The sequence below is a fragment of the Breznakia sp. PFB1-19 genome (assembly GCF_029893935.1).
GTDB classification, from domain to species: Bacteria; Bacillota_I; Bacilli_A; order Erysipelotrichales; family Erysipelotrichaceae; genus Breznakia; species Breznakia blatticola.
The window spans coordinates 1-21,392 of sequence record NZ_JARXXJ010000007.1 but is presented as its reverse complement, the minus strand read 5'-3'; the positions used below and the strand labels follow the sequence as shown (position 1 = coordinate 21,392).

At 34.5% G+C, this 21,392-nt stretch carries 17 protein-coding genes; 12 read left to right on the top strand and 5 right to left on the bottom strand.

The genetic code is table 11. The features are described from left to right. The first annotated feature begins 46 nt into the window (after window positions 1-46). From rhaB to rhaD, 3 genes are read left to right on the top strand one after another with little or no spacing between them, the layout of a single operon-like run. Complete coding sequence (rhaB, locus tag M2098_RS04910; protein WP_280682062.1) at window positions 47-1,444, top strand: rhamnulokinase; 1,398 nt, start codon at window positions 47-49, stop codon at window positions 1,442-1,444. After that, on the top strand, window positions 1,434-2,693 hold the full coding sequence (locus M2098_RS04905) for an L-rhamnose isomerase (protein WP_280682061.1): 1,260 nt from the start codon (window positions 1,434-1,436) through the stop codon (window positions 2,691-2,693). The genes rhaB and M2098_RS04905 overlap by 11 nt, the downstream gene beginning before the upstream one ends. Next, on the top strand, window positions 2,686-3,504 hold the full coding sequence (gene rhaD / locus M2098_RS04900) for a rhamnulose-1-phosphate aldolase (RefSeq protein ID WP_280682060.1): 819 nt from the start codon (window positions 2,686-2,688) through the stop codon (window positions 3,502-3,504). Before M2098_RS04905 ends, rhaD begins: the two co-directional genes overlap by 8 nt. A 36-nt stretch (window positions 3,505-3,540) precedes the next feature. Here rhaD and M2098_RS04895 read toward each other — a convergent pair whose 3' ends face one another. Both M2098_RS04895 and M2098_RS04890 read right to left on the bottom strand, forming a co-directional pair. Next, window positions 3,541-4,620: an NAD/NADP-dependent octopine/nopaline dehydrogenase family protein gene (locus M2098_RS04895; protein WP_280682058.1), complete on the bottom strand. Its 1,080-nt coding sequence runs from the start codon at window positions 4,618-4,620 to the stop codon at window positions 3,541-3,543. Between the two features lie 49 nt (window positions 4,621-4,669). After that, on the bottom strand, window positions 4,670-5,242 hold the full coding sequence (locus M2098_RS04890; protein ID WP_280682056.1) for a TetR/AcrR family transcriptional regulator: 573 nt from the start codon (window positions 5,240-5,242) through the stop codon (window positions 4,670-4,672). Between the two features lie 141 nt (window positions 5,243-5,383). Here M2098_RS04890 and M2098_RS04885 point away from each other — a divergent pair, with 141 nt between their 5' ends. Continuing rightward, the gene (locus tag M2098_RS04885; protein ID WP_134167986.1) at window positions 5,384-6,085 is read left to right on the top strand and encodes an ABC transporter ATP-binding protein; all 702 of its coding nucleotides are present in this window, start codon (window positions 5,384-5,386) and stop codon (window positions 6,083-6,085) included. Further along, window positions 6,085-8,958: an FtsX-like permease family protein gene (locus M2098_RS04880; protein WP_280682055.1), complete on the top strand. Its 2,874-nt coding sequence runs from the start codon at window positions 6,085-6,087 to the stop codon at window positions 8,956-8,958. Before M2098_RS04885 ends, M2098_RS04880 begins: the two co-directional genes overlap by 1 nt. Window positions 8,959-8,980: 22 nt before the next feature. On the opposite strand, the gene M2098_RS04875 is transcribed toward M2098_RS04880, so the two are convergent. Both M2098_RS04875 and M2098_RS04870 read right to left on the bottom strand, forming a co-directional pair. Then, window positions 8,981-10,333 carry a penicillin-binding transpeptidase domain-containing protein gene (locus M2098_RS04875; protein WP_280682054.1) on the bottom strand — a complete coding sequence of 451 codons (1,353 nt, stop codon included), beginning with the start codon at window positions 10,331-10,333 and terminating at the stop codon, window positions 8,981-8,983. Then, the gene (locus M2098_RS04870) at window positions 10,333-12,087 is read right to left on the bottom strand and encodes an FtsW/RodA/SpoVE family cell cycle protein (RefSeq protein WP_280682053.1); all 1,755 of its coding nucleotides are present in this window, start codon (window positions 12,085-12,087) and stop codon (window positions 10,333-10,335) included. The genes M2098_RS04875 and M2098_RS04870 overlap by 1 nt, the downstream gene beginning before the upstream one ends. A 165-nt stretch (window positions 12,088-12,252) precedes the next feature. Here M2098_RS04870 and M2098_RS04865 point away from each other — a divergent pair, with 165 nt between their 5' ends. Continuing rightward, complete coding sequence (locus tag M2098_RS04865) at window positions 12,253-13,125, top strand: helix-turn-helix domain-containing protein (protein WP_280682051.1); 873 nt, start codon at window positions 12,253-12,255, stop codon at window positions 13,123-13,125. A gap of 15 nt (window positions 13,126-13,140) precedes the next feature. Here M2098_RS04865 and M2098_RS04860 read toward each other — a convergent pair whose 3' ends face one another. Then, on the bottom strand, window positions 13,141-13,980 hold the full coding sequence (locus tag M2098_RS04860; RefSeq protein WP_280682049.1) for a MerR family transcriptional regulator: 840 nt from the start codon (window positions 13,978-13,980) through the stop codon (window positions 13,141-13,143). An 82-nt stretch (window positions 13,981-14,062) separates the two neighbouring features. Between M2098_RS04860 and M2098_RS04855 the strand changes: the two genes are divergently transcribed. The 6 genes from M2098_RS04855 to M2098_RS04830 all read left to right on the top strand — a co-directional run bounded on the left by M2098_RS04855 (window position 14,063) and on the right by M2098_RS04830 (window position 21,151). Continuing rightward, complete coding sequence (locus M2098_RS04855) at window positions 14,063-15,793, top strand: ABC transporter ATP-binding protein (protein WP_280682047.1); 1,731 nt, start codon at window positions 14,063-14,065, stop codon at window positions 15,791-15,793. Beyond that, window positions 15,790-17,541: an ABC transporter ATP-binding protein gene (locus M2098_RS04850; RefSeq protein WP_280682045.1), complete on the top strand. Its 1,752-nt coding sequence runs from the start codon at window positions 15,790-15,792 to the stop codon at window positions 17,539-17,541. The genes M2098_RS04855 and M2098_RS04850 overlap by 4 nt, the downstream gene beginning before the upstream one ends. A gap of 110 nt (window positions 17,542-17,651) precedes the next feature. After that, window positions 17,652-18,155: a GNAT family N-acetyltransferase gene (locus M2098_RS04845; protein ID WP_134168002.1), complete on the top strand. Its 504-nt coding sequence runs from the start codon at window positions 17,652-17,654 to the stop codon at window positions 18,153-18,155. Window positions 18,156-18,244: 89 nt separating this feature from the next. Further along, a complete protein-coding gene (locus M2098_RS04840) occupies window positions 18,245-19,747 on the top strand; it encodes a DNA methylase (protein ID WP_280682042.1) in 1,503 nt (500 codons plus the stop codon). Then, the gene (locus tag M2098_RS04835) at window positions 19,744-20,178 is read left to right on the top strand and encodes a hypothetical protein (protein ID WP_280682040.1); all 435 of its coding nucleotides are present in this window, start codon (window positions 19,744-19,746) and stop codon (window positions 20,176-20,178) included. Before M2098_RS04840 ends, M2098_RS04835 begins: the two co-directional genes overlap by 4 nt. A gap of 199 nt (window positions 20,179-20,377) precedes the next feature. Further along, complete coding sequence (locus M2098_RS04830) at window positions 20,378-21,151, top strand: MATE family efflux transporter (RefSeq protein ID WP_280682038.1); 774 nt, start codon at window positions 20,378-20,380, stop codon at window positions 21,149-21,151. Window positions 21,152-21,392: the final 241 nt, after the last annotated feature.

Below are 21,392 nucleotides of genomic sequence, written 5' to 3'. Positions count from 1 at the left end.
TTATCACGTGGCTTGTTTTTTATTATGCTATTTTAGAGGTGGAATTATGGACTATTATTTAGCAATTGATATAGGTGCAAGTAGCGGAAGACATATGCTATTTTTCTTAGAAAATGGAATATTGCAAATGGAAGAAATCTATCGATTTGAAAATAAAATGATACATAAAGATGGACATGTATTTTGGGATATTGATGCTATGTATCAACATGTAAAGCATGGAATTATGCAGTGTAAAAGTATTGGAAAAATTCCAAAAAGCTTAGCAATTGATACGTGGGCAGTAGATTATGTGTTGCTTGACCAAGATAAACAACTACTGCATCAACCATATGCGTATCGAGATGAGCGAACACTTTCTATTATTGATAAGGTGCATCAACGTATCACAAAAGAGCAGTTGTATCAAAAAACAGGAATTCAGTTTCAAGTATTCAATAGTATTTATCAACTAGCTTCTGAAGTAAAAGACGTGCGCAAGCAAGCGAAGCATTTCCTGATGATTCCAGATTATTTGCATTATTGTTTAACTGGTAATATGGTCAATGAATATACGAATATGAGTACTACACAACTACTTAGTGCAACAACTGGTGAACTTGATGAAAGTATCTTACAAGTAGTAGATATTCAACCAAGCATTTTTAAACAAATCGTAACACCTGGAACATATATAGGAAATCTAAAAAAAGAGTTTGTGGCTGAACTCGGTTTTGATACACAGGTAATCGTACCAGCGACTCATGATAGTGCATGCGCTTATATGGGAGCGATAAAAGATGATGCGATCTTGTTAAGTTCTGGAACTTGGTCATTACTTGGCGTTATTCAAAACAAAGCAAATACGTCTTTAGTGGCAATGCATGCAAATTTTAGTAATGAGGGTGGATATGATGGGACGTATCGTTTTCTTAAAAACATAATGGGACTATGGATTATTCAAGAAGTCGCACGTTGTTATCAATATGAATATAGTTATGCGAAATTAGTAAAACTTGCTAAACAACACGTATTTACAGGCATATTTGATGTTAACGATCCACGGTTCTTAAAGCCAAAACAGATGGTTCATGAGATTCAAAACTACTTCAAGGAAAGGAATGAGAAAATACCACAACATGTAGGTGAAATAGCATATTGTGTATATCATTCACTTGCACATTCTTACAAACAAGCAATTGATGAACTCGAATCTATCACCGATAAAACGTACATAACTATCAATGTTGTTGGTGGAGGTTGTAAAAATGAGTTGCTTAATGAACTGCTAGCCACATTAACAAATAAAGAAGTAATAGCAGGACCATCAGAAGCAACTGCAATAGGCAATGTTCTATGTCAGTGTATTGCAGATCACAAAATACAGGATATGAAACAAGCCCAACAAATAATTAAACAATCATTTGAAATTACACATTATAAAGGAGAAACGTATGATAAATAGACGTTATGAAGAAGCAAAAGCAATGTATAAACAATTTGGTGTGGATACAGATGCAGCACTAAAAAAGTTGAATGATATTCAAATATCCATGCATTGTTGGCAAGGGGATGATGTTGTCGGTTTTGATGGAGCAGATAGTTTATCTGGTGGAATCCAGACAACGGGAAATTATCCAGGACGCGCAACAAACGCACAAGAATTAATGGATGATATGGACGAAGTATTCTCGATGGTACCAGGGAGCCATCGAATCAATCTACATGCTTCATATGCAATCTTTGAAGATGAAAAAGTAGATCGCGATAAACTAGAACCAAAGCATTTTGAAAAATGGATGCAATATGCAAAGAAAAGAGGGATAGGCATTGATTTTAATCCAACGTTGTTTGCACATCCTAAAGCTGTCGGACTTACACTGGCTTCACCTGATGAAAGTATTCGTCAATTTTGGATAAATCACTGTGAAGCATGTATTCGTATTTCACAATATTTCGCAGAAGAATTAGATACACATTGTTTAATGAATATCTGGATTCCGGATGGATTAAAAGATATTCCAGGAGATCGTTTAGGACCTAGAAAACGATTTAAACAATCTTTAGATGAAATCTTAAGCATCGATTATGACAAAGAGAAAGTTATTGTTTGTTTAGAGTCAAAAGTTTTTGGAATTGGTATGGAATCATATACAGTTGGCTCAAGTGAATTTACATTAAACTATGCACAACAAGCACATATTGCTCCACTACTTGATAATGGACATTATCATCCAACTGAAGTTGTAAGCGATAAGTTATCTTCTACTTTACTATTTTTTGATAAGGTTGCATTACATGTAACTCGTCCAGTTCGTTGGGATTCTGATCATGTGGTTTTATTTGATGATGAAACAAAAGAAATCGCAAAAGAGATTGTACGTAATGATGCACTGGATCGTGTATATATTGGACTTGATTTCTTTGATGCAAGTATCAATCGTATTAGTGCTTGGACTGTTGGTATGCACAATATGCAAAAAGCCTTACTTCATGCACTGTTGATGCCAATGGATACCTTACGTACACTGCAAGACCAAGAAGATTTTACACAAATTATGGCAATCCAAGAAACACTGAAAACATTCCCACTTGGAGATGTTTGGAATTACTACTTACAAACACACAATTGTCCTACTGGATTTAGTTGGTATGATGAAGTGATGAACTATGAAACAAGTGAACTAGTAAAGAGAGGAACTCACCATGAATAAGTATCCTAAGTTTATTAACGATTTTATTCGTATGTGTAGTGATGGTTACCAACAAGGTTGGCATGAGCGAAACGGTGGAAATTTAACCTATCGTTTAACCGATGAAGATATTCAAGATGCAAAGTATTTACTAGAAGCACATGATACATCGTATCCCATTGGAACACATGTACCACATCTTGCAAATGCATACTTTTTGGTTACAGGCTCTGGTAAGTTTTTTAGAAATGTAACTTTAGATCCAAAAGCATCGATTGGGATTATTCAAATTGATGCAACAGGAGAACGTTACTATAAATGTTGGGGATTACGCAATCACAGTGTTCCAACAAGTGAATTGCCTTCGCATTTAATGAATCATGAAGTAAAAATGCTAGCAACAAATGGAAGTCATCGTGTAATTTATCATGCACATCCAGCAAATCTAATTGCTTTAACTTTTGTATTTGCACTTGATGACAAAGTATTCACAAAAGAATTATGGGGTGCTGCTACAGAATGTCCTGTTGTATTTCCTAGCGGTGTTGGTGTTGTAGATTGGATGGTACCTGGAGGAAAAGATATCGCAGTGGCATCAAGTGAGAAAATGAAAGAATACGATGCAATCGTATGGGCACATCATGGTCTATTCTGCTCAGGAGAAAGTTTGGATATTACTTTTGGTTTAATGCATACCATTGAAAAAGCAGCAGAAATTATTGTAAAGGCACTATCGATGAATTTGCCACGAATCAATCAAATTAGCGATGAAGAGTTGTGCCAACTTGCTAAAGATTTTCAAGTCACATTGCCAGATAAATTCTTATCATAAAAATAAGCCATCACGCTGTGATGGCTTTAATTTGTATTATCCATTTTGTACATAGTTTTTAAGATCTTCAAGACTCATATCTTCAATTCCTAATTCACCAAGTGAACGACCAATACTCCAACAATCCTCTTCCATGATAAGACTACCAAGATTGACCATAGAGTCCATAATTGGTGTTGCTACATCATAAGCATTTGCTAGTTTTGCCCAACTAGCTAAACCAAATGGAATGTCTTCTGCATAGTATCTATTTTTAAAGTTTGCTGGACCTGTGATTTTGGCGAAATTTGGATCACTTGCGATAACTTCTTTAATGGAATCGCTTTGGATACTTCCACCAACTCCGTGTGCTGCAATATCATGGGCATAACCAAACTGTTTTAAAATATGAATTCGTTCATTATCGATTGCTTCTGTTGCGCGTACCACGCTATCACTAAATCCTTCTGTATAGAAATGGAAATCACCTTTAGCTATTTCAATTCTTCCTGCATTCAAAATACATCCAGGTACATGAATGATTGGATTTAAACTTGATAGACCACAAGCAATAACACTTTCGACAGCTTCTAAGCCATCAAACAGATGTGAAAGACGTGTAAGAACTTCATCAGTCTTATTTGCTGGTATGACACCAATCTTTAGTGGATTAAAACGTGACATAACTAGGGAAGTGGCAGGTGCAATTAAACGTGTTGCATAAGGAAGTGTATGACTTTCAGCAACTGGTACATAATTAACTCCAACTTTCTTAAATTCCTTATAGAAAATCAACGAACCAAAAGTTCCTGGAAGCAAACATACAATTTGTCCTGGCTCAATATAAATCGCTAGTTTTTTTGCTAATGAAGCATGCACAAAAGCAGGAACAACAACTAAAATAATCGTTGCACCTTTGACTGCCTGTTCCAAGTTTGTAGTTACATCGTGAATTTTAATATCACCAGTGCCAGCAGCACCTTGTAAGTGCACAATTTTGTGCTTAAATAATTCTTGGTGTTGATCTTTAAATGCAGGATCTTCATACATTGTTACTTCAAAACCCTTTAGGGTTAAATCTGCAGCTGCAGCATGTCCACCATTACCACAGCCTAATATTGCAATTTTTTCTGACATAAATGTTGCCCCCTTTATATACCCATATAGTAGACCTATATCAATAAACCTACAAGTGGTTCAAATCATGAATACTCATTCGCTCTAGTACATCTGTAAGTGAATCGGTTAATTCTTTCTCACTGACGCCATGATCATCTTTTAACCACTCAAGGATGGTTCCTATGGTTCCTTGTACGAAGAAGACAAAATATAGATTTAAAATTCGTGGATCTTCTTCATTGAATTCCATTTGGAAATCATGCAATGCCATGTCTTGTACCTTGGCAAATACTTTATGTACCAATCGGCTATTTTGGTAATCACTTAAAATAATACGACTTACTGCACGATTTTGATTTAATAAATGAATCAATTTACTTAACCATACATGAATAAATCGCTCTCCATCAAAAGCTAAGATTGGCATCACACTTTCCATAAGTTCATCTTCGATTTGATTGAACAAATCTGTAGTATCTTGATAATGCAAATAAAATGTACCACGATTAATGTCTGCTAATTCGCAAATTTCTTTTACGCTTACTTTAGATAATTCTTTTAGTTCGAGCAAAGAGAGGAACGCTTCTTTGATTACGTGTTTTGTATATTGGACACGTCGGTTATTTTTAACTCCAGCCATAGTTCGTACTTTCGACAATTATCACAAAAGTGTTGAATCAATAACACTTTGATGTGCTTTGCATATTGTCTACCTTTCTTACTTTTATTATAATAACAGTGTGGGATGAAATCAACATAGTGTTGAAATATTGGAGGACCTATGTCATATATTGAAGTAAAACACGAATTTAAAATTTATAAAATGGGATCACATGAAATCATTGCAAATGAAGACATGAATTTTGAAATTGATGAAGGTGAACTTGTTGTTATATTAGGACCTAGTGGTGCAGGAAAAAGTACCATTTTGAATATATTAGGGGGAATGGATAGCCCGACAGATGGAGATATTATCATTGATGGTGAGAATATTGCTACATACAATAGTCGACAATTAACAAATTATCGAAGAACTGATGTTGGCTTTGTCTTTCAATTTTATAACCTTGTGCCTAACCTAACTGCAAAAGAAAATGTAGAACTTGCTACTGCAGTCTCTAAAGATGCATTAGATGTGGAACAAGTGTTAAAAGATGTTGGATTGGAAAACCGGATGTCAAACTTTCCTTCACAATTATCTGGGGGGGAACAACAACGTGTAGCGATTGCTCGTGCACTTGCTAAAAATCCTAAATTATTGCTTTGTGATGAACCAACTGGAGCGCTTGATTTTAAAACAGGAATACAAGTTTTAAAACTTCTCCAAAATACATGTAAGAAATTTAAGAAAACAGTAGTTATCATTACACATAATCATGCTATTGCACCAATTGCACATAAGGTGATTCATATTAATGATGCAAAGGTAAAGAAGATTGAAATTAATGAACATCCTGTAGCTGTAGAGGAGTTGGTCTGGTAATGAAGTTACGATTGTATATTCAAACCACATTCCGTGAAATTAAACAATCATTTGGGCGTTTTATCGCTATTGTTTTGATTATTTTCATGGGTGTGCTTTTGTTTGTAGGAATCAAGTCAGTTGGACCAGATTTAGAAAGTAGTCTACAACAAGTCATCGACAAACAAAGTATGTCAGATATCGTTGTACAATCCACGCTTGGTTTTTCACAACAAGATAAAGAACAATTAGAAAGTAAACTGAAAACTGCAAATATTGATTTGGCTTATAGTTTTCCAGTAATTGAAGAAACAAAACAAAAAAACCTTCAAATATACGATATCGCAAAAAATTCGATACAAAACGAATTACTGCTACAAGAAGGAAGCCTACCATCAAATGCTGATGAAATTGTTGTAGACGAGCAACTAAAGAAGCAGTATCCATTAGGTAGTATCATGCAACTGGATGATGATGGATTAGTCCATAAAGAGTTCCGCGTAGTTGGATATGTAAAATCTGTATTATTTATTGCAAATGCAGAGCGTGGTGTTACAAATATTGGTGATGGACAGTTACATGGATTTGCTTATGTTACAGATGATGCAATTGCTAGTGATGTGACTTCTATCATGTACATACAATTTCAAGATTTAGAAAATGTAGATATGTTTTCTAGTGAATATAAAACAAAACTACAAAGTTATACAAAAACACTGGATGATTTTCTAAGTGTGCGAAAAGTCGAACGCAAAGAAGAATTGCAGCAAGATGCTTATACAACGATTCAAGAAAATGAAACAAAGCTCAATGAGCAACAACAAGAATTGGATAATGCCAAAACCCAAGTGAGTACAGGACTATCAACCATTCAAAATCAAAAAGTTAATCTAGATACACAAAAGCAAGAAGTACAAGGACAAATCCAAAACTTGCAAGATCAAAAAGCATCAGTATTACAGCAAAAGGCACAAATTGAAGCACAATATGGTGCGGATGTTGCAAATGCACAATTTGAGCAACTATTGCAACAAATAGAAAATGGATTACAACAAGCAAATGCTGGACTAATTCAAATCGAGAGTGGGCAACAAGAACTTGTTAAGCAAGAAGCAACACTTTTAAAAACACAAGCAACACTGCTTGAAAATCAAACAAAAATAGATGAAGAAAAAGTTGAAATTAAACAGGCTAAGAGTGATATTGCTTTGATGCATGAAGCTACATACATTACCAATCAGCGAAAGGATTTACCTGGTTTTAGTGAATATACGAGTTTATCTGATAGAATCGATGCGATTGCCAATGCATTTCCAATCTTCTTTTTTGCGATTGCGATTCTTATTACCTTTACGACAATTACACGAATGATCGAAGAAAATCGTAAAGAGATAGGAACGCTGAAAGCACTTGGATACCATAATGGAGAAATTGCAATCAAGTATGTACTGTATGCACTTATTGCATCAAGTATTGGAATTGGAACAGGAGTACTTGTAGGAACAAAGTTACTTCCTGCCGTTGTATTTACGATGTTGCAATCACAGTATATTATTCCAACATATGAAACCCATTATTGGAGTATTCCGATTTTGATTGCAACAGGGCTATCTTTAGCTAGTACATTGTGTTCAACTGCATATGTACTAGTTAAAGATGTTAGAGAAAAACCAACTGTACTATTACAACCAAAAGCACCAAAGTCAGGTAAGCGAATTTTACTTGAAAGATTCACTTTACTTTGGTCACATCTTAGTTTTCAAATGAAAGTCACATTCCGTAATATGTTTAGATATAAAGGTCGTTCTATCTTAACGATTAGTGGAATTGCTGGATGCTGTGGATTGATGGTGACAGGTTTTGGTTTAATGTCTTCCATTGGAGCACCAGCAACACTTCAATTTGATGAACTTCAAAAAAGTGATGCAATTATTACAATGGAAAGTGATGTTGATCAAAGTATACTTAATCAAGTGGATACCTTTATTACAAAAGATCCAAAAGTAAAACAAGTACTTGATGTTTATAGCGAACAAGTCACATTTTCTGGTTCAGATGTAAGTAAGCAAAATGCATCTTTATATGTGCTAAATACAAACACTACATATACAGAATTCTTTGATTTACGTGATTCAAGTAAACAACTTTCCTTAGCAGAAGATGGAGCGATTATTAGCGATCGTCTTGCGCAAATATTTGATGTACAAGTAGGTGATCAAATTGAGATGGCAAATGCACAAGGAGATATATACACACTTACAGTTAAAGGAATTGCTGAAAACTATCTAGGACATAATGTGTATGTATCAAGTACGTATTATGAAAATGTTATTGAGAAAGCGGTGCATGATAATACATTCTTAGTGAAGACTGATCATATGAATTCCCGTGCAGAGCAAGACTTACGTGAAGCACTTATGAAAAAAGAAGGTGTGCAAAATGTAACCTATATGAGTACACAAAAAGATAAACAAGCAAAACTAGTCGATAGTTTATCACCAGTTGTGATTATTATTATCTTACTAAGTGGAACTTTAGCGTTTGTTGTGTTGTATAACCTAACAAATATCAACATATCAGAAAGGGAAAGAGAACTTGCAACACTAAAAGTACTAGGATTTCATAGCGAGGAAGTAACCATGCATATTGTTCGAGAAAACATATTCTTTACCATTATTGGTATCGTAATAGGATTTGGTGTAGGTTATGTACTTACATGGTTTATTCTTGCAATGGCATCTTCTGATTTGGCAGTATTCCCAGTAGTCATTAAAGGATACGCATATGCGATTGCAGCAGCTTTAACAATTGCATTTACACTTATTGTGACATGTATTACTCATGTTAAATTAAAACATATTCATATGATTGAAGCTTTAAAATCCGTCGACTAAAAAAACGCAGGTGTCTGCGTTTTTATTTTATGATATTTGGGATTTGATTTAATACATTGATAGCTGCATCCATTGCAGCACCTGTATAACTGGCATTTTCAACGATGAAGACAAAAGCATATGGTGTATCTTCATTTGCTGAGAAACCTACAAACCATGCATGTGGATTATCATTTTCAACTTCAGCAGTACCAGTTTTTGCTGCAATATTTAAACCTGCAAAATTATAATCTCCATAGTTTTGCATTGTATTATTTCGCATTAATTCTTGAAGCTTTTTAGCACTAGTTTCATCAAGTAAACGCGTATCACTTTCTGTCATCTTTGTGATCGATGATAGAAAAGAAGTATCTTTAATGTAATGTGTGGCTTCTAATGTACCATCATTTGCAATTGCAGATACATATTCAAGAAACTGCATTGGATTAACTAATGTTGTATATTGTCCAATACCTGCCCACGCAAGATCTGCACTTGATGCATTTTCTAGATTGAAACGCGATGGGCTTGTTTTTGCACCATCGATATTTGTACTTGCGGTTAAACCACTTTTATCTACATAGTTTGCTAGGGTATCATTACCTAATTGATTTGCAATTAAACCAAAAGCTATATTACATGAGTTGGCAAGTGCTTGCTCAAATGTTTGATGACCATGTACACCATTACATTCAATCCATTGATCACCAATGGTAATTCCACCTTGACAATCAAATGTTTGACTTTCAATGTCGCTGATGTTTTCAATTGCTGCATATGTAGTGACAAGTTTCATAATTGAACCAGGAACATATAAACCATTAAGTACACGATTTAAGTAAATACCATCTTCATCACTTGCATCATCACTTGGTGGGTTGTCTGGATCAAATGATGGTTTTGATACCATTGTTAGAACTTCACCTGTTTTGTAGTTCATAATCGCAACAGCACCATGATTTGCACCTAGTGATTGATAGGCTAAACTTGATAATTGTGCATTGATGGTTAGTTGCATTTCATGCTCTTTACTTTTTGAATCGAAAAGGCCATTTAGAACATTGTAACCAATCAGTTTATCTCGTTTTGTAGTTAAAATACTATTTGAAATGCTATCATTTTTATCACCAATTGTATGTAAGGTTGCTAAGCGAACATTCATATCATCTGCATACATCATTCCATTTGCACTAGAACTTAGTAAACGCACCCCATCAGAAGAATAAATTTCTCCAGCAACGGTAAGTTCACCATCGTGATAAATGTTTTGATTGGTTTGATAACTGACCCAACTACTTGCACCAGTAATGTAGTCACTTGCAAAGATTGCTGCACATGCAATAAAGGCAACCATTAAGATAACTAAGTACTTTGCTCTTGCAGAGATTCGTTTCATTACTCTTCACCTCCAACATCAACTGGTTTTACTTCTTGGTGTTCATTTGGTGTCGCATAGTTTAATGAGGCACTGATAAAGCTAAGTAAACCCCAACTTCCTACAATACTACTACCACCGTTACTTACAAATGGCAGGGTAACTCCAGTGAAAGGAAGTACATCAAGTGCTCCAAAGATATTTAGTGCAGCTTGAATAACAAACATACCTGCTGCAGCACATGCGGCAATTACATAATAACTACTTCGTGCAACTTTATGTGAACGAATGGCACCTAGTAATATTACTAAAAACATAATTGCGACCATGATGGCAATCAATAGCCCCCATTCTTCACCGATCATAGCAATAACGATATCCGTATCAGCAGCAAAGATATTTTTCGCAAATCCATTTCCAACACCAAGACCTAATAGACCACCACTAGCTAGTGCAATAAGCGCACTTGCTTGTTGATATCCTGAATCATACATATGTGCAAATACATGTCGCCAAGTTTCAAATCGACGCATAATATATGGACGAAAACTTAACACCATAAGTCCACCCAATCCAGAAACAAGTAATGTCATAAAGATTGCTTTGATATCTCCACTTGTCATAAACATCAAAATAATGAAAGTAACAAAGAATATTAATGCAGTTCCAAAATCTCCCATTAAGAATAGTAAACCAACACATGCGGTTGAATAGACAATCAAATTTCTTAGATTTTTACTTTTAAATAGCCAGTTGAGTGTTGCACTACTGGCAAAGATAAAGAGCACTTTTACTAACTCGGAGGTTTGTAAACTCAGTGGACCTAGACGAATCCAGTTAGTTTGACCATTGATATTACTTCCAAACACAAGGGTAAATGCAAGAATAAGAATGGATAATAATGCAGCATAACGACGCAATTTCATAATTGTATCTAAATTTTGTAAGGCTAGACATAAAATAATATAAAGTACAATTCCGATAATACAGGCAAATAATTGCTTATAGACATCTTGCGGATTAGCGCTAGCAATCATACTAAATCCAATGGTAGTAAGAAAAAATGCGGCAGCTTCCGCTCCTAAGTTTTTAAGTTTTAGCATTTTACCGATTGGAATACAAAGCCAAGGTAAGATAAATAATGCACCAAAACTCAAAAATATTTCTTTGTGATAGGTTGCATCAATTGCAAAATACATTTGGATGCAAGTTAAGATTTGAAAGATGTTCAATAACACCATTGCTTTAGCATAACTACCATCTTTACGGCCAATGAACTTCAACCTTTGCATAAATTTAAAAGAAAGACGTTTCTTTTGTTTATGTAGTTTTTCTTCATATGCTTTGATATTGTCATATGTTGGTGGTTGAATGACCATCTCTACACCAGAAAGGGAAATCGTATCTCCCATATGAATCGGTGTTTGATCATCTGCTTTTTGATCATTTACCAGTATATCGCCAGCAAAACGTGTATCCGTTAAGTTCCAATATCCATCATCATTCATGACCAATACAGCATGTTGCTTAGAGATAAATCGTAAGTTAATGATGACATCACAAGTCGAAGCTCGTCCAATTGTCACTTCATAATTCGTGATTGGTATTTTTTCGACTCCGTTACCTACGTTTAAGACAGCTAAGATTCGTTGCTTTTCTTGACGGTATAAAATTAAGCGTTTAATTTCAATAAAAATCAAAAATGCCAGCAATACGAAAACATATCTGGCAAAGCGTAAATAGTGAGGTTCGATTAATTGTAATATAAAATCCATAGCACACTTCCTTTTACACATTGTATAGAATTGGACTACAAAAAACAAGAAATAGCATATTACAATGATGTAAGGTTATATGTAGTTGACAAATGTTTGTGAAAAATGACAAGATGTCCTTAGTGATTGTTCGTACAATGACAGTACAAGAAAGAGGGTAGAAATATGAACTGGATGGATGCACTAACAAATGGATTGAACTATATTGAGAAACACTTAAAGGAAAATGTCACAGTAAATGAAGTTGCTAGTTCTGTTGGAATCTCACCGATGTATTTCCAACAAAGTTTTAAAATCGTGACGGGTTATACAGTAGGAGAGTATATTCGAAATCGCAAACTTTACTTAGCTGCACTAGATGTACTTCAAGCAAAAGAGAAGATGATTGATATTGCTTATACGTATGGCTATGAAACACCTGAGAGTTTTAGTAAAGCTTTCACACGAATGCATGGAGTTTCTCCGACAAAGTTACAACAACATCCATCTAAGATTACAATATTTCAACCTCTACGACTTGTAATTGATGTCAAAGGAGGACAAGATATGCAAAATTTTGCAAAAGACAAAGGCGTAATGAAAATGATTGGTAAAAAGTATGAAGTGGTGTATGAAACTGCTTATCAAGAGATTCCAAAGTATTGGGAAGAATACCGCAAAGAGTGTATGAATCCGAATTCTAAAGAAGTAGCAGTATATGAAAAACATCACATTGGTGAGTTTGGTGTTTGTTTTGATGAGCGCCAAGAAAGCGGTTCATTCGATTATTATATTGCAGGTATGTATGAAGGTGGAGAAGTTCCTGAAGGATTCACACTATTTGAAGTTCCTGCAAGTACATGGATGATTTTCCCAGTTGTTGGTCCAATGCCACACGCACTTCAAACAACAAACACAAGAATCTTTAAAGAATGGATTCCTAATCACCCTGAATATGAAATTTCTTTACCAATTAGTATTGAATGGTACAAAAACGGAAAAATCGAAGATTACGATTTTGAAAGTGCTATTTGGATTCCAATCAAAGATAAAGCATAAATCAAAAAATGTTGGTCAGCTACGATCAACATTTTTTATTGGTAATTTAGTTTCCATCATAATTTTGGTGCGATATTTACTTGGGTCTTGTTGGTTTAATCGACTAAATAAATAGTCTTCATAAACATATTCACCAAGCGGTATGTCGTGTTCTTTTGCATAATCAAGTAGTTTATTATATGTGACAGGTAAACTATCGTAGTCACCTTCATGAATAATGGTAAGCATCATTATTTCTTTACGAAGGGTAGTAACACCTTTAATATATTTGTTGGCTTCTGTGTATAAAAAGTCAGGTGTACTAAAATCTTTTGTGTTTAGTGTATCAATACGCATTACGTATTTTACGTTTTTTTGAATAACGAGCATATGCTTATTTGCATAGGTTTGAAAGTTAATAAGTGATAAAGTTAAATCCTTTTCCTTACCATGTTTGATGGGATAACTTAAGATAATGTTTTGTTTTGGATAATAATCGATTGTAATTTCATCAGCTTTGACTTGCATTCCTTCATTTGTATTTGAGGCAAAACGTTGAACCATTTGCGATATTGCTTTAAGTTCATCTATTTGACTCTGGATTTTCTTCTCTTTTTCTTCAAGAAGGGAAATAAATAGTTCTGGTGATCGTTTTTCTAAATAAAACTTAATATCTTCTAATGACATATTCATTTTTTGTAGACATTTGATCATTTCAAATGTATCAAATTGACGATATGTATAATATCGATAGCCATTTTCTTTCGTATATACAGGAGAGAATAAACCTATTTCATCATAGTAAAATAATACGTGTTTTTCTACACCGCACAGTTTTGCGAACTCTCCTGAAGTTAAATATGTATTCTTTTTCACTTTCTTTCTCCTATGTGTTGACTATAAGGTTACCTTATAGTTTAGTATAGTTTAGATTAAGAGGATTTACAAGAGGTGAAGTATGAAGTTTTTATGGAAATATTTGCGAAGATATAGTTGGATACTGGTATTGAACTTTGTGGGGATTGCAGGTTTTATTATTGCGGAATTAGGAATTCCTTCTATTGTGGCGCAAATCGTAGATAAGGGAATTCGCAATCATGATGTAGCGCTGATGAAAACGATGTTGCTATATTTAGTGCTAATTGCAATATGTGGGGGAGTTGGTCGATTAATTCTTTCGTTTTGTGGAGCTCGAATGAGTAGTTATGTCGTGCGAGATATTCGTAATGATATTTTCAAAAAGACGCAGACGTATTCACCTAGAGAATACAATATGTTTGGTGTTTCAAGTATGATCACAAGAACGAATCCTGATGCCTATATGTTGATGCAATTTACCAACATGTTAATGCGTACAGGTTTATTAACGCCAGTTATGATTGTAGCTAGTTTTTTCATGGTTATTAAAACAAGTCAAAACTTAGCAATGGTCATCATTGGAAGTTTACCAATTATCATATTTTCGATTTATCTTATTGCCAAAGCAAGTGGTCCATTATCAAAGAAACAACAAAAAGAGATGGATAATTTAAATCGAATCACAAGAGAGAATATTACAGGTGTACGTGTCATTCGAGCATTTCGTAAAAATAAATATGAAGAACAACGCTTTAGCCAAACTAGTGAAGACTATACAAATGTAGCAAAGAAACTATTTAAATTGATGGCCATTGGGCAACCATTATTCTTCTTTATTTTAAATAGTGCTGGTTTGATTATTTACTGGGTTGGATCTAACTTAATTGATGCAGGAAATCTACAAGTTGGACAACTGATGGCATTTGGAGAATATATGTTCCATGCCTTATTCTCACTTATGTTATTTTCAAATATGTTTATGATGTATCCACGTGCAAAAGTAAGTGCGGATCGTATTGAAGAAATGTTAAATGTTGAAGTTGCTATCAAAAATCCAAGCAATCCAGTATTTGAAGGAAAAGAAGATACTACACTTGTTTTTGATCAAGTGAGTTTTCAATATCCAGATGGGGAATTGCCAGTCTTACAAAACATCAGTTTTGAAGCACATAAAGGACAAACTGTTGCATTTATTGGAAGTACGGGAAGTGGGAAAAGTACTCTTATTAATTTAATCCCGCGTTTTTATGATGTAAGTGCTGGAAACATTAAAGTGGATGGAGTCGATGTGCGTAAATACGATATCAAAACACTTCGTCAAAAAATTGGTTTTATTCCGCAAAAAGCTTTGTTGTTTTCAGGAACGATCAAAGAAAATATTAAATATGGAAAACATGATGCAAGTGAAGATGAAGTTGTTGCTTCATCAAAAGTTGCGAATGCGTATGAATTCATTCAAGATAAGCCACAACAATTTGAAGACTGTATTGCTGAAAGTGGAACAAATGTCTCTGGTGGTCAAAGACAAAGACTATCCATTGCTCGTGCGGTTGTTAGAAAGCCAGAAATTTATATCTTTGATGATTCCTTTTCTGCACTTGATTTCAAAACGGATGCAGAAGTACGTAAAAACTTATTATCAGAAACAGAAGATGCAATTACGTTAATTGTTGCTCAAAGAGTTAGCTCGATTATGAATGCTGATCAAATTATCGTCTTAAACAATGGAACAATTGTTGGAAAAGGAACGCATCGTGAATTGTTAGAAACATGTGAAATCTATCAAGAAATCGCACGTAGTCAGTTAAGTGAAAAGGAGTTGGCACTATGAAACAATTAAAACAAATACTTAAAGACTTAATGCCATTTATCGCTCCATTTAAAAAGTTTTTTATCTTCTCTATCTTCTTTATTGTACTTGCTTCAACGATGACAGTTGTTGCACCGTATGTAGAAGGGATGATTACGACATATTTATTAAGCGTTGTTAGTAAAAATGGAGCAATCAATTTTCAATATATTTTACAGTTAATTGCAGTATTGCTTGGAATCTACATAACTGGTTCAGGAAGTCGTATTTTATATCAATTCATTCTTACAGAAGCAATTCAAAATATGATGAAAGATTTACGACAAGCAATCAATGTGAAAATCCATAAATTACCCGTTTCGTATTTTGATAAGCATACAACTGGTGATTTGATGAGTCGTATGGCTAGTGATGTTGAAACAGTAAGTAATGCACTCCAACAAAGTTTAGCCGTCTTTGTATCGAGTATTTTAATGTTGTTATTTGCAATTGGAGCGATGTATGCAATCAATGTAAAACTTGCACTGATTGTTACACTAATTCTTCCATTCACTTTAGTATATGGAAAATTCATCGTGAAGAAATCTCAACCAAGATATCAAAACTTACAAAATGCACTTGGAGATTTAAATGGGGTTATTCAAGAGAAATACAGTGGATATAAAGAAATCATGCTTTTTGATAAACAAGAGGATTCTATTGAAGAGTTCATGGCAGTAAATCAAAACCTTTGTAATCAAAGTTTTATGTCTCAGTTTGTGAGTGGAATGCTTACTCCTGGAATTAACTTAATTACATATTTATGTATTGGTGTTGTTGTGTATTTAGGTGGTCTTGATGTATTAGCAGGAGTGATGTTAGTTGGACAACTACAAGCATTTATTCGTTACATCTGGCAAGTTTCTGATCCTCTAAACCAAATGAGTGATTTAATTCAAATCTTGCAAGCTGCAGTTGCTTCATTAGTTCGTATTTTTGAAGTCTTAGATGCTACAGAAGAATTGCCAGATCGTAAGCAACCAAAAACAATTGCAGATGTACATGGTTCTGTGCAAATGAAGGATGTTGCCTTTGGTTATACACCAGATACGATTTTATTGCATGATTTATCTGTTGATATTAAGTCTGGACAAATGGTGGCAATCGTTGGTCCGACAGGAGTAGGAAAAACAACACTGATCAATTTATTAATGCGCTTCTATGATGTAAATGGTGGAGCAATTTGTGTTGATGGTGTTGATATACGTGATTTAGCACGTGATGATCTGCGTAGTATGTTTGGAATGGTTTTACAAGATACATGGCTATTTAAAGGAACGATTAAAGAAAATATTGCGTATGGAGTCGATCATGCTACTGATGAGCAAATTGAAGAAGCTGCAAAAATTGCAAATGCACATCACTTCATTCGTACATTACCTGATGGATATAACATGGTGATTAATGAAGAAGGAAATAATATCTCGCAAGGTGAGAAGCAGTTACTAACAATTGCACGAGCAATTGTTGCTGATCCAAAAATCATGATTCTTGATGAAGCAACAAGTTCAGTCGATACACGTTTGGAGCAAATGCTTCAAGAAGCGATGTCGAAAATCATGGAAGGAAGAACAAGTTTTGTGATTGCGCACCGTCTATCAACAATAAAAAATGCAGATGTCATTTTGGTGATGAAAGATGGAAACATTGTGGAACAAGGAAACCACGAAACACTATTAGCGAAAAAAGGATATTACGAACAATTGTATAATGCACAATTTGCAGAGTAATTCATAAGGGTTTGAACATTTGTTCGAATCCTTTTTTCTGTCATCTAATATTTCCGTTGACTTTGCCAGTGAATGTTGTTTAAATAACTGTATGAATAGGGGAAACGCATATGATTGAAATACTTAAATGTGATACAAATGATGTAACATTATTAGCAAGTTTGGCTAAAGAAATATGGAGTCAACATTTCTTGCCAATTATTGGACAAGAACAAGTGACGTATATGCTAGAACATTTTCAAAATGAAGAAGCGATGACACGTCAAATGGAAGAAGAAAACTATACATATTTCAAAATCATTGATGGCCAACCAATTGGTTATATCGCAATTGTGTTCAAAGAAGGTGAAGATGCTTTCTTAAGTAAGTTTTACTTAAAAGAAAGTGCACGCGGACAAGGATATGGTCGCTTTGCTTTAAAGTTTATTGAACTACTTGCACGTGAAAAAGGGTCAACTGGAATTTGGTTAACTTGCAATAAAGATAATGAACTTACAATTGCTAAATATAAGAAAATGGGATTTGAAATCTTTGAAGAAGCAGTAAATGACATCGGTAATGGTTTTGTTATGGATGATTATTACATGAGAAAAGATATTATTAGAAAAGCGTAAAATACTTCTTGATGAAGTATTTTTTTTACATGATTCATGTATCAAAGTATAGTAAACTATAGTTATAGAAGATGGTGAAAGGAGCTTGAATGAATCATACATATATTGCAATCGACTTAAAATCATTCTACGCTTCGGTAGAATGCAAAGAACGAAATTTAAATCCACTAACAACGAATTTAGTTGTGGCAGATAATAGTCGTACGCAAAAGACTATTTGTTTGGCAGTATCCCCATCATTAAAAGCGTATGGAGTACCTGGCAGACCACGTTTGTTTGAAGTACAAAAAATAATACGTGAAGTAAATCAAGAACGAATTAAGAAAGCGACAAATCGTACATTTATCGATGATAGTTATGATGCACAGTTTTTAGCTACACATCCTGATTACGAGGTGGATTTTATCGTAGCACCACCACAGATGGCAAAATACATTGAAATTAGTTCGCAAATTTATGAAGTGTATTTGACGTATGTGTCAAAAGAAGATATTCATGTATATTCCATTGATGAAGTTTTCATTGATGTAACACCATACTTAGATACATATAAAATAAGTGCACATGAATTAACACTAAGAATTGTACAAGATATATATAAACAAACTGGAATTACTGCGACTGCGGGAATCGGAAGTAATTTGTATTTAGCAAAAGTAGCAATGGATATTGTTGCTAAGCATATTGAACCTGATAAAGATGGCGTACGCATTGCATCACTAGATGAAATGGAATATCGTCATACCTTGTGGAATCATCGCCCACTTATTGATTTTTGGCGTGTTGGTCGTGGATATACAAAGAAATTAGAAGCACACGGTCTGTATACTATGGGAGATATCGCACGTTGTTCATTAGAAAATGAGGAAGTGCTATATCGTTTGTTTGGTGTGAATGCAGAATTGCTTATTGATCATGCGTGGGGATATGAACCATGTACGATGAAGGAAATAAAAAACTATAAACCTGCAAATCATAGTTTTGGTGCAGGCCAAGTCCTGCATTCGCCATATCCATTTTCCAAAGCGCGAATTATCGTGAAAGAAATGGCAGAAGCACTTGCTCTTGATATGTTAGAGAAAAGGCTTGTAACCAATAAAGTGGTGCTTACTGTTGGATATGATAAAGAGAGCTTGCAAATTCCAGAAATACGTAATGCATACACAGGAGAAGTTACAACGGATTTTTATGGACGTCAGGTGCCTAAGAGTGCGCATGGGACACAAAACCGTGAACAGCTAACATCTTCAGCTTCTTTAATTACACAAGCGCTATTGGCGTTATTTGACCGCTTGGTGCACAAAGGGTTGCTTGTACGTAGAATTAGTATGTCGTTTGCGACATTTCCTGAAGGTACTGTGATTAAACCTAAAAAGAAATCGGATCAATTGGATCTTTTTACAGATTATGAAACGATTGAAAAAGAAAAGCAACAACAAAATGCCTACTTAGATAAAGAGCGTAAAGAACAAGAAGCACTGCTTAAAATCAAACAGAAGTTTGGTAAAAATGCAGTATTGAAAGCAACGAGTTTACTAGATGGTGCAACTGCAAAAGATCGCAACAATCAAATTGGAGGACATAAGAAATGAAACGTGATGATCAAGTATTAAAAAAGTATGGGGATATCATGAATCTCACTCGTCCAATTTCAAAAAAACATCAACCAATGTCGCTACGTAATCGCGCAGCACAATTTGCACCATTTGCAGCACTTACTGGATATGATCAAGCACTTGCAGAAAAAGCAAGACTTACGGATCATCGACCTGTATTATCAGAAGAAAAGAAGACTCAAATCAATGATATGTTACAGCAAGTATTTATAAATATTACAAATACACCAGACATACGTGTTTCATATTTTGAGCCAGATGCTAAAAAGGCAGGTGGTAAAATTATTACACTTCATGCATTTGTTAGAAAGATGAGTGTTGATGAACGATATATCATGTTAAAAGATAAACAGAGAATTCTTTTTGATGATATTCTTGATGTGCAAATTCTAGATACAGAAGAATAAAATGATGTTTGACAAACAAAGCGCATTTTGTTACTGTAGACATCAGTTATCGGAGGACTTATAAACGTAAGTATAAGACCGGATAAGATAGCGAATATACAATTTTTGGAGCGTTGCTTTTGCGTATGAAAGCACCGGATAAGAAGATTGTCACTGTTCGTATCTTATCCGGTTTTTTGTTTGAAGAGGGGAGAGTTTTATGAGTTTATTACAAGGAAATATCAAACATACATATACGAAATATTTAGCCGCAGCGTTTGGTGGTGCGATGATTACATCAATTTATTCATTAGTTGATATGGCGATGGTAGGGAATTATCAAGGTCCAGAAGGAACTGCAGCACTTGCTGTGGTTGCACCAATTTGGAATGTGATCTACAGTTTAGGTTTACTAATGGGTGTTGGTGGTTCTGTAATGTTTAGTACAATGATGGGGCAAAAAGAAAAAGATACATATCGAGCAAATATGTATTTCAGTGTTGCTCTTATTGGTTCTATAGTGTTTGCACTACTCGCTTGGGTTGCTTTGCTTTTGTATGAGAAGCAAATCCTAGTTTTATTTGGTGCCGATCCAAATTTGCTTGAACTAGCAAGTGCATATGTATTACCAGTAAAAATTGTATTGCCTGTATTTTTATTTAATCAAATGCTAGCAGCTTTCTTGCGAAATGATAATCATCCTGGATTAGCAACAGCAGGTGTCTTAGCAGGTGGATTATTCAACGTTGTTGGCGATTATATGTTTGTGTTTACTTTCGATATGGGAATATTTGGAGCAGGACTAGCAACTGCTATAGGAGCACTTATCACTTTTATAGTTATGCTCACGCATTTTTACTCGAAGAAAAATACATTACGTATAGTACAAGTTGATACATTTTTTATGACATGTAAGGAAATAGTAATCACTGGATTTCCAACATTTTTTATCGATATTGCTATGGGAATACTTACCATCTTATTTAACTTTTAGCGTCAGAAGTCGCCCACTTCAACGGCGATAAGTAAGTGGGTGATGAATGACACCTTATGTCTTTATTAACACAAATAAATGACTCCTTTGTTTCAACCAGTAAGGCGAATTATTGTGTGATAATTATTGTTGGTGATATTCCTACATGGTATAATCAGTATGAAGGATATATCATTCTACATTAGAGGTTATATATATGATAAAACTAGATAATAATAATCATTCGGTGTTCGCACTATAT